The sequence below is a fragment of the Amycolatopsis antarctica genome, from assembly GCF_002262875.1.
GTDB lineage: Bacteria > Actinomycetota > Actinomycetes > Mycobacteriales > Pseudonocardiaceae > Amycolatopsis > Amycolatopsis antarctica.
In genome coordinates, this window is sequence record NZ_NKYE01000002.1 from 422,697 (window position 1) to 435,641 (window position 12,945).

At 72.0% G+C, this 12,945-nt stretch carries 11 protein-coding genes; 9 read left to right on the plus strand and 2 right to left on the minus strand.

Annotated features, from left to right (window positions below; all coding sequences use genetic code 11):
- Positions 1 to 3 precede the first annotated feature (3 nt).
- From tesB to CFN78_RS05410, 6 genes are all read left to right on the plus strand, one after another.
- Positions 4 to 909: an acyl-CoA thioesterase II gene (gene tesB, locus CFN78_RS05385; RefSeq protein ID WP_094861444.1), complete on the plus strand. Its 906-nt coding sequence runs from the start codon at positions 4 to 6 to the stop codon at positions 907 to 909.
- A gap of 76 nt (positions 910 to 985) precedes the next feature.
- The gene (gene dacB / locus CFN78_RS05390; RefSeq protein WP_094861562.1) at positions 986 to 2,545 is read left to right on the plus strand and encodes a D-alanyl-D-alanine carboxypeptidase/D-alanyl-D-alanine endopeptidase; all 1,560 of its coding nucleotides are present in this window, start codon (positions 986 to 988) and stop codon (positions 2,543 to 2,545) included.
- A gap of 203 nt (positions 2,546 to 2,748) precedes the next feature.
- Positions 2,749 to 3,609, plus strand: coding sequence for a helix-turn-helix domain-containing protein (locus tag CFN78_RS05395; protein WP_094861445.1), 861 nt, complete (start codon positions 2,749 to 2,751; stop codon positions 3,607 to 3,609).
- Positions 3,610 to 3,760: 151 nt separating this feature from the next.
- The gene (locus CFN78_RS05400) at positions 3,761 to 3,979 is read left to right on the plus strand and encodes a DUF397 domain-containing protein (protein WP_094861446.1); all 219 of its coding nucleotides are present in this window, start codon (positions 3,761 to 3,763) and stop codon (positions 3,977 to 3,979) included.
- A gap of 155 nt (positions 3,980 to 4,134) precedes the next feature.
- Positions 4,135 to 4,332 (plus strand): hypothetical protein, encoded by a 198-nt coding sequence (locus CFN78_RS05405; RefSeq protein WP_094861447.1) that lies wholly within the window; start codon positions 4,135 to 4,137, stop codon positions 4,330 to 4,332.
- Between the two features lie 56 nt (positions 4,333 to 4,388).
- Positions 4,389 to 7,418, plus strand: a complete 3,030-nt coding sequence (locus tag CFN78_RS05410) for a helix-turn-helix transcriptional regulator (RefSeq protein ID WP_094861448.1) — start codon at positions 4,389 to 4,391, stop codon at positions 7,416 to 7,418.
- Positions 7,419 to 7,425: 7 nt separating this feature from the next.
- Here the strand turns inward: CFN78_RS05410 and CFN78_RS05415 are convergent, their stop codons facing one another.
- Both CFN78_RS05415 and CFN78_RS05420 read right to left on the minus strand, forming a co-directional pair.
- Positions 7,426 to 9,027: a succinic semialdehyde dehydrogenase gene (locus tag CFN78_RS05415; protein ID WP_094861449.1), complete on the minus strand. Its 1,602-nt coding sequence runs from the start codon at positions 9,025 to 9,027 to the stop codon at positions 7,426 to 7,428.
- A 243-nt stretch (positions 9,028 to 9,270) separates the two neighbouring features.
- Positions 9,271 to 9,885: a TetR/AcrR family transcriptional regulator gene (locus tag CFN78_RS05420; protein WP_094861450.1), complete on the minus strand. Its 615-nt coding sequence runs from the start codon at positions 9,883 to 9,885 to the stop codon at positions 9,271 to 9,273.
- A 113-nt stretch (positions 9,886 to 9,998) separates the two neighbouring features.
- Between CFN78_RS05420 and CFN78_RS05425 the strand changes: the two genes are divergently transcribed.
- The 3 genes from CFN78_RS05425 to CFN78_RS29035 all read left to right on the plus strand — a co-directional run bounded on the left by CFN78_RS05425 (position 9,999) and on the right by CFN78_RS29035 (position 12,813).
- Positions 9,999 to 11,150, plus strand: a complete 1,152-nt coding sequence (locus tag CFN78_RS05425) for an acyl-CoA dehydrogenase family protein (protein ID WP_094861451.1) — start codon at positions 9,999 to 10,001, stop codon at positions 11,148 to 11,150.
- A gap of 92 nt (positions 11,151 to 11,242) precedes the next feature.
- Positions 11,243 to 12,427, plus strand: coding sequence for a CaiB/BaiF CoA transferase family protein (locus tag CFN78_RS05430; RefSeq protein WP_094861452.1), 1,185 nt, complete (start codon positions 11,243 to 11,245; stop codon positions 12,425 to 12,427).
- 218 nt (positions 12,428 to 12,645) lie between these two features.
- The gene (locus CFN78_RS29035) at positions 12,646 to 12,813 is read left to right on the plus strand and encodes a hypothetical protein (protein WP_165777450.1); all 168 of its coding nucleotides are present in this window, start codon (positions 12,646 to 12,648) and stop codon (positions 12,811 to 12,813) included.
- The last annotated feature ends 132 nt before the right edge of the window (positions 12,814 to 12,945 follow it).

Genomic DNA, 12,945 nt, shown 5'->3' on the forward strand with positions numbered 1-12,945 from the left:
GGCATGACTGAGGCCGCCCGGCACGCCGCATCGCGGCTCGACACCGATGTCCCCGAGGGCGGCCAGCCCGTCCTGGACCAGCTCGTCGCCCTCCTCGATCTGGAGAAGATCGAGGAGAACATCTTCCGCGGCGTCAGCCCCGCCCACTCGCCCACGCGGGTGTTCGGCGGACAGGTCGCGGGTCAGGCACTCGTCGCCGCGGGCCGCACGGTGCCCGAGGAACGCAAGGTCCACTCCCTGCACGCCTACTTCATCCGCGGTGGCGACCCGTCGGTGCCGATCGTCTACGAGGTCGACCGGATCCGCGACGGCCGCTCGTTCACCACCCGCCGCGTGATCGCGGTGCAGCACGGCAAGGCGATCTTCTCGCTCTCGGCGTCGTTCCAGACCGTGGAGCCGGGAATCGAGCACGCCGACGACATGCCGGACGTGCCCGGCCCGGAGTCGTTGCCGACGCTGCCCGAGCGGACCAAAGAGATCGCCGACCGGGTCGGTGCGATGGTCATGCCACGCCCGATCGACCTGCGTTACGTCAACGACCCGCCCTGGGTCACCCGCGAGACCGGTGAGCGCAGCGCCCGCAACCAGGTGTGGATGCGGGCCGACGGGGTGCTGCCGGACGAGCAGCTCCTGCACGTCTGCGTGCTCACCTACGCCTCGGACATGACCCTGCTGGACTCGGTGCTGGCCCGGCACGGCGTCTACTGGGGTCTCGACCAGGTGCTCGGCGCGAGCCTCGACCACGCCCTGTGGTTCCACCGGCCGTTCCGCGCCGACGAATGGTTCCTCTACGACTGCGCCTCGCCGACCGCTTCCGGTGCTCGCGGCCTGGCCAACGGCCGGTTCTTCGCGGCCGACGGGACGCTCATCGCCACCGTGGTCCAGGAAGGCCTGCTGCGGGTGCGGTGACGCCGCGTCCGAACCGTTCCCCTCAGCGGCGTGGATCGTTTACTATCCGCGCTTATTGCTGGTGAACGGGGACCTCATGTCGCTCTCACGTACCGGCCGGGCGATCCTGGCCACCACCCTGCTCGCGGTTCTGCTCACCGTGCCGGTCGGTTCCCCGACCGCCGAGGTCGGCAATCCACTCGGTCAGGACATCGACGCCATCCTCGCCGATCCCGCGCTGACCGGAGCCGACATCGGTCTCGTCGTCCGGCGGGCCGCGGACGGCGAGGTGCTCTACGACCGGCAGAGCGACCGCAGGCGCCAGCCCGCCTCCAACGGCAAGCTGCTCACCGCCGCCGCGGCGCTGGAGACGCTCGGGCCCGAGCACCGTTTCCGGACCACGGTGGAGACCGCCGGCACCCGGTCGGACGGCGTGCTGAGCGGCGACCTGTTCCTGCGCGGAGGTGGCGACCCGACCATGCTCGCCGCCGACTACGACGGACTCGCCGCGCAGGTCGCCGACGCGGGGATCCGCACCGTGACGGGGGAACTGGTCGCCGACGACACCTACTTCGACGACGTGCGCCTCGGACTCGGCTGGGCATGGGACGACGAGCCGTACTACTACAACCCGCAGACCTCGGCACTCACCATCGCCCCGGACCGCGACTTCGACGCGGGCTCGATCATCGTCCGGGTCCGCCCCGGTACCGACGGGGCACCGGCGACGGTCGAGACCGAGCCGCCCACCGGCTACGTCACCCTCGTCAACGAGGCCACCACCACCGCCGAGGGCGGTACGCCCGAGATCACCGTCGACCGCGCGCACGGCGGCAACACCGTCACGGTCAGCGGGTCGATCCCGGCCGGGGCCGACCCCGTCGAGGAGTACATCGCCGTGTGGGAGCCCACCGGGCTGGCCGCCTCGGTCTTCCGTGAGCGTCTCGCGGCACACGGCGTCGAGGTCGTCCGGGACACCGTCGGCCGCGCCACCCCGGGCAGCGCCACCGTCCTCGCCGAGCACCGGTCGATGCCGGTGGCCGAGCTGCTCACACCGTTTCTCAAACTGTCCAACAACTCGCACGCCGAAGCGCTGGTGAAAACCGCCGGTCGCGAGTCGGGTGGCGAGGGGAGCTGGCAGTCCGGACTGGACGCCATGGCCAAGACCCTTCCGGCTCTGGGAATCGACCCGGCCATGACGTCTATTGTGGACGGATCGGGTCTGTCCAGAATGGATCAGCTCACGCCCTCGCAGCTCGCCTCGCTGCTGCTCGCGGCGCGCGGGGAACCGTGGTTCGACCGGTTCCAGGCGGCGCTGCCGGTGGCCGGTGCCGCCGACCGGCTCGTCGGCGGCACCCTGCGCTCCCGGATGGTGGGCACTCCCGCCGAGGGGAAGGTGCGTGCCAAGACCGGCTCGTACACCGGTGTCAGTTCCCTGTCCGGATACGTCACCGCGGCCGGCGGCGAGGAACTGGTGTTCTCGCTGGTCGCGAACCAGGTGCTCGGTGGCAGTCCCAGGGCGGTCGAGGACGCCGTCGCGATCAGGCTCGCCGAGTACACCGGGCCCGGCGAGGCGCGTCGCCCCGCCGGCCTCCCGCTGCCGCGTGACGCTGACCCCGCCCCGGAGCTGGAGTGCGCCTGGACCAAGTCCTGCTGATCGCGTCGACCGATCGGGTGAGCTGGGCCATCCGGGGGAGTCGTCACTCTCGCCCCGGTCCGATCCTGAGCCCGCTACCTGCGATGATCGTGCCGCAGGGGAGTGCGGGACGCGGGGGCGGCCGGAACAGGATTTCGTGAATCGCTCACCGGGTGTCACACCCGCTGGTACATATGAGCCATGAGTGTGCTGGAGGTAAGGCGATGACGCGTGGGCAGAGTCCGACCGTTCGCCGCCGCAGGCTGGCCAGCGAACTGCGCAGGCTGCGCGAGACCGCGGAACTGACCATCGACGAGGTCGGCGAGAAGCTGGAGTGCTCGGCGTCGAAGATCAGCCGGATCGAGACCGGGCACGTCGGGGTGACCCCGCGCGACGTCCGCGACCTGCTGGAGCTGTACGGCATCTCCGGGGACGCGCAGGAAGCACTGGTCCAGCTCGCCCGCGAGGCGCGCAAGCGCGGCTGGTGGCACGCGTATAACGAGGTGTTCACCGGCGCCTTCGTCGGCCTGGAATCCGACGCCAGTTCGCTGCGCGCGTTCCAGGCGCTGCTGGTACCCGGGCTGCTGCAGACCCGGGACTACACCCGCGCGGTCATCCGCGCCATGCGGCCGGATGCCGACGAGAAGGAGCTGAACCGCCGCGTCGACGCCCGGATGGCGCGCCAGCAGCTACTCGCCGACCCCTCGCCGCCGTGTTTCTGGGCGGTCATCGACGAGGCGGTCCTGCACCGGGTGGTCGGCGGTCCGGAGGTGATGGCCGAGCAGCTCCAGCACCTGCGCACGCTCTCGGCCCTGCCGCACGTGACGATCCAGGTGGTGCCGTTCGGCGCCGGGGCGCATCCGGGGATGGAGGGACCGTTCCTGATCCTCGGCTACCCGGAACAGGCCGATCCCGACGTCGTCTATGTCGACTGCACCGCCAGCGGCGTGTACCTGGAGGAACCGGAGGACGTCCAGCGCTATTCGCTGATGTTCGATCATCTCAGGGCGTCCGCGCTGAAACCGGACGACTCGCACACGCTGATCGCCGCGACGGCGGACGGGCTGTCCGGCCGGACGGGCTGAGGCCCGCCGACCGAGTCGTCGGCCGCGAGCACGGTCACGGGAGATGACCCGCTCGCGGTCGAGGGGGGTTGCCGGCGCTGCCGGTGGCCTCGAGCAGGCCCGCGGGGCGACCGCGCCGCGCGGGAGCACGAGGTAAGGAGTGGGGAAACCGATGAACGACAACGATGCAGCTGGGGAGCTCGCGGCGGTGCGGTGGCGGACCAGCAGCCACAGTGGTGGCGGCAACGACTGTGTGGAGGTCGCGTTCACCGGCGGGGCGACCGCCGTGCGTGACTCGAAGGACCGGCGGGGCGGCGGGCTGACCGTGTCCGCCCGCGGCTGGGACGGGCTGCTCCGCTCCGCGCGTTCCGGAGCGCTCGACCCGGGCTGACCCGGCTGTCACGTATCCCTTACCCCCGCCCGGACAGGGGCGGGCGGGGGTAAGGGACGCGAACGGGCGCTGCGGTGCGTACACGCCCGATGTCCCGACCTGTCCCTCAGCACGACTCTGGAGTCCGTCAGCGACACCGGAGGAAGAGGGACACCATGTCACGGGATTGGCTGCTGGACGCGGTACAGGCCGAGATCGTCTACCGCGAGGGAGAACTGCTCAAGGCGGGGCGGCTGTTCCACGTCGCGCGCAGCAGGCGGATGGCACGGCGCCGGCTCCTCCGGGGCCGGATCGCGGGGGTACCCGCACCGCGCGAGGGCGCGCACGACACGTTCGGCGCGGACATCAGGTGAGCGCGGGACCGGCCGAGACGGAAAGCACGCGCGGACTGTCGGCCGGATGGACGACAATGTCGATCGTGCCCAGACTCGGATCCGGAATCCCGCTCGTCGCCCGCGTGGACGAGATGCGCACGCTGCGCGCCTCCTTCGCCCGGGCAGAGGAGGGCGAACCGGGGGCGGTGCTCGTTTCCGGTGACGCCGGGGTCGGCAAGACCCGGCTGCTCGCCGAGCTGGGCGCGCTCGCGAGCGCCCGCGGGGCGCTGGTACTCACCGGACGCGGGCTGGACGTCGTCGACGGGGGACTGCCGTACCTGCCCTTCGCCGGCGCGTTCGGCCCGCTGCTGGATTCGGCCGACCCGGAGGTCGTCCGTGCGGTGCGGTCCCGGCCGGCACTGCGCAGGCTCCTGCCGGAGCTCGCCTCCATCCCGCGCGACACCGAGCACGCCACCATGGCCACCGCCGATCCGGAGACCTCGCGCCGGGCGCGGGGCGAGCACGACATCGGTCAGCTCCAGCTCTTCGACGCCGTCATCGGCCTGCTCACCGAACTCGCGGCCGACCGACCCGTGCTGCTGGTACTGGAGGACCTGCACTGGGCCGACGGCTCCACCCGGAACCTGTTGTCCTTCCTGGTGTCCCGGCTGCGCGAGCAGCGGCTGCTCGTGCTCTGCAGTTACCGCGAGGAGGACGTGCATCGCAGGCATCCGCTGCGCGCCCTGCTCGCCGAACTCGTCCGGCTCGCCACCGTCGAGCGGGTGGAACTGCGCCCGTTCGGGCCCGCAGACGCGCTCGCCTTCGTCGAGGCGCTCGCCGAGGAACCGCTCGACCCGGACCTGGCCGCCGACGTGGCCGAGCGCTCCGAGGGCAATCCGTTCTTCGTCGAGGAACTGCTCGCCTCCTGCGTGCACGGCGTCGACCTGCCCGCCGGCCTCGCCGAGGTGCTGCTCGCCAGGGTCGAACGGCTCTCGGCCACGACCCGCAGGCTGCTGCGCGTCGTCTCCGTCGCCGACGGCGGCGTCAGCCACGCCGCGCTGGCCGAGGTCGCCGGGATCGGCGAGGACGAGCTGGACGAGGCGATGCGTGAGGCCGTGCAGCACCACGTGCTCGTCGTCGAGCGTCAGTACTACACGTTCCGGCACGCACTGCTGCGCGAGGCCGTCTATGGTGACCTGCTGCCGGGCGAGCGGGTCCGCACGCACGCGGCCTATGCCGAGCGGTTGCGTACCCGCGCCTCCGGCCGCGGCGACGCCGCCCGGCTCGCCTACCACAGCCGGGAGAGCAACGACCTGCCCACCGCGTTGTCCGCCTCGCTCCGGGCGGCCGAGGAGTCCGAACGGGCCGGTGCCCCGGGTGTGGCGCTGCGGCACGTCGAGGCGGCGCTGGCGATCTGGGACGCGGTGCCGGAATCCGCGCGGCCAGCCGAGCTCGACGAACCGGGGCTGCTCGACGAGGCCTCGTACTTCGCCGGTACGTCCGGTGAGCCCGAACGTGCCATCGCCTACTCCCGTTCGGCCCTGGAGAACCTCGGCGAGGGTGTCGGCGCCGAGCGCGCCGCGAAACTCTGGCGGCGGCTGGCGCAGACCCTGGTGGCCCTCGACGGCACCGAACAGGAGGCAGTCGAGGCGATCGAGCGGGCCTGGTCGCTGGTGGCCGATGCCGTACCCAGCCGGGACCGGGCCTGGGTGCTGGCCACGCTGGCGGCGATCCGGCGGGTCACCGGCGGGCACGAGCAGGCGGTCGAGAGCGCGCACGCCGCGATCGCCGACGCGCACGCCGTGGGCGCCACCGGGGCGGAGGCCGACGCGCTGGTCACCCTCGCCCGTACCGCCGAGCGCACCGGCGACACCGGGTGCGCGCGGGAGCGTCTGCACGAGGCGATCCGCAAGGCCCGGCAGGCCGGTGCGCTGACCGTCGAACTGCGCGCGCGGCACAATCTCGGCCTGAGCTACGAGGACAAGGCCGAACTGGACGCCGCGCTCCGGCACTACCGCGAGGGCATGGCCAGGGCCAGGGAGACCGGGCTGACCTGGGGCGGCTACGGCCTGGAGCTGCGGGCGCGGGAACTGTACCTGCGCTACGTCTCCGGCGACTGGCCGGAGCGGACCACCGCCGCCCGCGCCGAACGCCGGGTGCCCATCGCCGTCGCCGCCCGGATGGCCGCCGCGGGCGTCTACTTCCACGTCGCCCGGGGCGATCACGAACAGGCCGAACGGCTGGTGGCCGAGATGCGCCAGCAGTGGCATACCGACGTCATCGTCGCCGTGTCGGTCGGCGCCGCGGGCACGGAATCGGCGTACTGGCAAGGAAAGCACGAGCAGGCGATCGCCAGGGCCAGTGAGACGACCGGCTGGCTCGACCAGTTCGGTGACCACTTGCTGGCCGGAGTGCGCATCGCCGCACTGGGCCTGGCGGCGTGCGTGGCCGCCGCGGCCGCCGCCCGGCGTCACGGGCGGGAGGACACCGGGGCCGTGACCGCGGGGGAGGAGTTCGCGACCTACGCGCGGGAGTGCGCCGAGCTGGGCGTGCCGCACGGCGAGGTGGTCGAGGGAGAGGGCAGGGCCTGGACCGCCAGGGCCGCCGCGGCGGCGAGTGGCCTGCGCGGACCGGCCGACCCGCGACTCTGGGCGGAGGCGGTCCGCGCGTTCGGCTACGGCGCCGTCTACGAGCAGGCGGTGTGCCGGCTGCACCACGCCGAGGCGCTGCTGGGCCACGGCGAGGACGGGGCACCGTCGGCGGAGGCGGAGGCGGAGCTGCTCGCCGCGCACACGGTGGCGGCCCGGCTCGGCGCGGTCCCGCTGCGCGCGGCGGTGCGCGACCTGGCTGCGCGCGCCCGGGTCGACCTGCCCGGTGCGCCGGTACGCCGCGATGTCGTCGACCCGCTCACCGAGCGCGAACGGTCCGTCCTCGAACGCGTCGCGCTCGGCCACACCAACCGTCAGGTCGGCGCCGAACTGTATATCAGCGAGAAGACGGTCAGCGTGCACCTGTCCCGGGTGATGGCCAAGCTCGGCGCGCACCGGCGAGCCGAGGCCGTGGCGATCGCCTACGACCGCGGCCTGCTGACCTCCCCGCCTGTACCCGCCGCGCCCCGGACGTGACCACCGCTCACCGGCCGGGAAGCCGCCGCAGCGCGCGCAGTCCGGCCGTCAGCGCCCGGGTCCACACGGTCGCCGGAACGCCTCTCGCCGGACGCAACCGCAGTCCGCGCTGCACCGCGATCGACTGCGACTCGGTGTAGCGCAGCAGGCCGTCGGCGCCGTTGCGGCGGCCGACACCGGAGCGCTTCATCCCGCCCATCGGCAGGGCCACGCTGCCGAAGGTGGCCGCGTATCCCTCGTTGACGTTCACCGTGCCCGCCTTCAGCCGGGCCGCCACCGCCCGTCCCGCCCGGGTGTCGCCGCACCAGACGCTGGCGTTGAGCCCGTAGTCGGTGTCGTTGGCCCGTGCGATCGCCTCGTCCACACCGGAGTAGCCGTATACGGCTACCACCGGCCCGAACGTCTCCTCGCGGAACAGGCGTGCCCGGTCGGTGACCCCGGTCAGCACGGTCGGCTCGTAGAACAGCGGGCCCACGTCGGGTCGCGGACGTCCGCCGGTCAGCACGGTCGCGCCGTGGGCCTTCGCGTCCGTCACGTGCTCCGAGACGGTCGCGAGCTGCTCCGGGGAGGTGAGCGAGCCCATCCCCGCCGTGTAGTCGAGGCCCGCACCGAGCCGTAACGCCCCGGCCCGCGCGACGAACTCCCGGATGAACTCGGCACGGATGTCCTCGTGCACGTAGATCCGCTCCACCGATACGCAGAGCTGGCCGGCCGAGGCGAAACAGGCGGTCACCGCGCCGGCCGCGGCCTGCCGCACGTCCGCGTCGGCGAGCACGAGCATCGGGTTCTTCCCACCGAGTTCCAGCGAGTACCCGGCCAGTCGGGGAGCGATCCGCGCGGCCAGATCCTGTCCGGTGGGCGTCGAACCGGTGAAGCACAGGTGGTCGGACTCCTCGACGAAGGCGTCGCCGATCCGGGAACCCCGCCCGAACACCACCTGCCACACACCGGCGGGCAGCCCGGCCTCCTGGGCCAGTTCGTGCAGCCACAGCGCCGAGAGCGCGGTCTGGTTGTCCGGCTTCTGCACGACGGTGTTGCCCGCCGCGAGCGCCGGCAGCACGTCCATCGCGGTGAGGGCGAGTGGGTAGTTCCACGGCGAGACGATCCCGACCACGCCCTTGGGGTGCCGTATCTCGGCTGCCCGGGTGAGTACCGGCAGCACCCCGGCCACGCGCCGCGGGGCGAGGATCCGCGCGCTGTGCCGCGCGTAGTGCGCGGCGACCAGCGCGGTGGCGGAGACCTCGTCGAAGGCGTCCAGCCGGGCCTTGCCCGCCTCCACCTGGATCAGGTCGAGGACTTCCCGCTGCCGGTCGAGGACCAGGTCGTGCAGGCGTGCCAGTACCCGTTGCCGGTGGTGCACGCCGAGCGCGGCCCACTGCGGCTGTGCCCGCCGGGCGCGGGCGAACGCCGCCCTGGCGCCCGCGTCGGTGGCCTGCGGCAGTGTGCCGACCGGCTGCCCGGTGAACGGGGCGGTCGTGCGCACCGGATCGCCGTCGTGCCCGTCGGCGACCCGCGCGGTCAGTGCGGCGGCACGGGTGGCGGGGGGTGCCGACGCGATGCCGCCGAGCGGTCCGGTGGTACGCGCGTGGCTTTCGGCTGTACTGGTCATGGCGCTCCCTCGACATCCTCTGCACTGATTGTTACCGGCGAGTAAAGCATACCGACGGTACGGAATGCGGCGGGTGTGCGGATGTCGGACGCGCTGACCTGCGGCGGTCGGAAACGGGTGAAACTTTCGCCCGGGCAAGCGTCACGATTGGGACGGAACGGCCATCTCCTCAGTACGTGGCGGGCCGGTCCGAGACGAGGGCCGGGCCGGCCCGCCATCCCCAGCCGCTCGCGGCCGCGGACCTCAGTCGGCGACTGCGATCCTCGCGGCCACCCGCTTCCACTCCTCCAGTAGTTGCTTGCGCCGGCGGGGGTCGCCACCGAGTTCGGCGTCCAGTGCCAGGCCCCGGGTGAAGTTCACGGTCAGCCAGAACAGCGTCTCGATCCGCTCGCGGGGAACGTCGCCGGCGACGGCGACGATCGCCTCCAGGGTCGAACGCCCGAGCGCCCGGTCCACGGGACGGATCGCGGCGCGCAGTTCGGGGTCGGTGCGAGCCGCCACCCACAACTCGGTGACCGCCGTGGCCAGCGTCCCGGAGTAGGCCTCCCACAGCAGGTCGATGGCGGCGGGGATGCGCTCCGGGCCGGCGGGCAACTCGCGAACCGAGGTGAGCCGCTGCTCGCGCAACCGCCGCGTCAGGTGCACGACGGCCGCCGCCATCAGCTCCGCCTTGGCCGAGAAATGGTGCTGTACGGCGCCTTTCGACACCCCCGCCCGGGCGCAGACCTCCTGGATCGACGTCCGCGCGTAGCCGATCTCCACCAGCGCGCCGATGGTCGCGTCGAGCAGTGCGGAACGGGTCCGCTCCCGGCGCTGCGCCTGGGTGCGGTGTGCGCGCGGGCGCGTCGCGTCGGTCACCTGCGCCTCCTGTCCCGCCCTTTACCGTCGAACGGAGCGACTGTACATTCCGGATAGAACTTACATTCTGCTTGGAATGTTTTCTACCCGCGCAACCGACGAGGAGGCCCGCCGTGGCGTTGCAGATCCAGCCGAGCTCTTGGTGTGACGAGGACCTGAAGGACTTCCGCGAGCTGGCGCGCACGTTCTGCCAGAAGGAACTCGCCCCTCACCAGGAACGGTGGGCCGAGGCCAAACAGGTCGACCGCGAGCTGTGGAACAAGGCCGGTGAGGTCGGCCTGCTCGCGCTCTCCATCCCGGAGGAGTACGGCGGCGGCGGGGGCACCTTCGCCCACGAGGCCATTCTGTTCGAGGAGCAGGCCCGCTCCGGCGACAGCGCCTGGGGGGTCTCCGTGCACAGCGGGATCGTCGCGCCCTACCTGCTGGAGTACGGCTCCGAGGAGATCAAGCAGCGGCTGCTGCCCAGGTTCGCCAGCGGCGAGTCCGTCGGCGCGATCGCGATGACCGAGCCCGGCACCGGCTCCGACCTGCAGAGCATCAAGACCCGCGCGGTGCGCGACGGCGACTCGTATGTGATCAACGGGGCCAAGACCTTCATCACCAACGGCGCACTCGCCGATGTCGTCGTGGTCGCCGTCAAGACCGACCCCGACGCCGGAGCCCAGGGCGTCTCGCTGATCGTGGTGGAGACCGACACTCCCGGCTTCCGCCGCGGCCGGGTGCTCGACAAGCTCGGCCTCAAGGGTCAGGACACCGCCGAGCTCTTCTTCGACGACGTCCGGGTGCCCGCGGGCAACCTGCTCGGCGAGGCCGAGGGGCAGGGCTTCATCCAGCTCATGCAGCAACTCCCGCAGGAGCGGCTGATCATCGCCGTGACCGCGGTCGCGGGCATGGAGGCTGCGATCGACCAGACCATCGCCTACACCAAGGACCGCACGGCGTTCGGCCGTCCGGTGTTCAACTTCCAGAACACCAAGTTCACCCTCGCCGAGGCCGCCACCGAGGCTGCGGTCGCCAGGGCCTTCCTCGACCAGTGCATCGAACGGCACCTGCGCGGCGAACTCGACATCCAGGGCGCCGCGATGGTGAAACTGTGGACCACGGAGCGGGTGAACCGGGTCGTCGACGACTGCCTGCAGCTCTTCGGCGGCTACGGCTACATGACCGAGTACCCGATCGCCCGCGCGTGGGCCGATCTGCGGATCTCGCGCATCTTCGGCGGCACCAGCGAGGTCATGAAGGAGATCATCTCCCGCACGCTGTGAACCGGGCCTCGGCGTCCGTCGCCGGGCAGCCCATCGCGAACACCCATCGCAGACCACACCATCGCCGAGTACCCACCGGAGAGGAACGACGGATGACTGCCGGACCGCCCACGCCCGGAACGAACGGAACCGGCGGCACGGGCCCGCTGCACGGGCTCACCGTGATCGAGCTGGCCGGACTCGCCCCGGCGCCGTTCGCCTGCACGGTCCTCGCCGACCTCGGTGCCGAGGTGATCCGGGTGGATCGCGCCGCCCAGGGGGCGGACATGCTCGGCTTCGACGGCGATCCGCTGATGCGCGGACGCCGGACCATCGGCGTCAACACCAAGGACCCGCGCGGGGTCGAACTGGTGCTGCGGCTGCTCGACGGGGCGGATGTGCTGGTGGAGGGTTTCCGGCCCGGCGTGGCCGAGCGGATGGGCCTCGGCCCGGAACAGGTGCACGCGCGCAACCCGCGGATCGTCTACGGGCGGATGACCGGCTGGGGCCAGGACGGCCCGCTCGCCCCGGCGGCCGGGCACGACATCAACTACATCGGCATCGCGGGCGCGCTGGAGCCGGTCGGCAGGGCGGGGGAGCGTCCGGTGCCGCCGCTGAACCTCGTCGGCGACTTCGGCGGCGGGGGACTCCTGCTGGCGATGGGTGTGCTCGCCGCGTTGTTCGAACGGACCGTGTCCGGCAGGGGGCAGGTGGTGGACGCCTCGATGGTCGACGGTGCCGCCCTGCTCACCACCCACCTGCACGGCATGCGCGCGGCGGGCCTGTGGCCGGGCGGGCGCGGCGACAACATGCTCGACGGCGCCGCGCCGTTCTACGACACCTACGAGACCTCCGACGGCCGCTATGTCGCGGTCGGGGCCATCGAACCGCGGTTCTGGGCGGACCTGCTCCGCGTGCTCGGACTGGACGCCGAGAAGGTGCCGTTCCATCTCGACAAGAACCAGTGGCCCGCCCTGCGGGAGATGCTGAGTACCCGGATCGGCGAGTTCACCCGGGACGAGCTGGTGGCCAGGGCCGAGGGCAGCGACGCCTGCCTCACTCCGGTGCTCTCGCCATGGGAGGCCGCCGAGCACCCGCACAACAAGGCTCGCGGCACCTTCGTCGACATCGGCGGGGTGACCCAGCCCGCCCCGGCCCCGCGATTCGACCGGACCCCGTCCGCCGTGCCCTCGGCGCCGCACCCGAAGGGCGCCGATACCGGGTCCGTCCTCGCCGGTCTGGGGCTCGGTACGGCCGAACTGGCCGATCTGCGCGCATCCGGGGTGATCGCGAAGTAGCCGCGAGTTCCTGATCCCGGCCGGGGCGACGCCCTACCAAGGTCGTTCCCTAGGCTGTATGACGACGCACCGCACACTGGGCGTTACTGAGAGCCGCCGATAGCGTGATTGTCCGTCCCGAAGTGGCGGCAGGCTCGCACTCCGGCTGCTCGAGGTGCCAAAGTGGACGAGACCTCGCGGTGGGCGCGGGGCCACACGAACCGTGATCGGATGGAGTTATGTCGCCGAAGGTCAAGAAGGTCCTTATTGTCGGCGTTATCGCGCTCGTGTTGTTCTTTCTGATCAGCCAGCCGAATCAGTCTGCCGACGCGGTGCAGACGGCGCTGGGATGGCTCAGGGACGGTGCCGAGGCGATCGTGACCTTCGTCAAGGACGTCTTCTCCTAGACCCGGAAACACTGAGGCCGATGCCGGTACCGCGCTCGCGGGACCGGCATCGTTCCTGTTCACGGCCTTGTGATGACCGTGCGTGAACGTTGCGGCGTCGGCGCGCGGATCACTGGACCATCCGGGTGGATT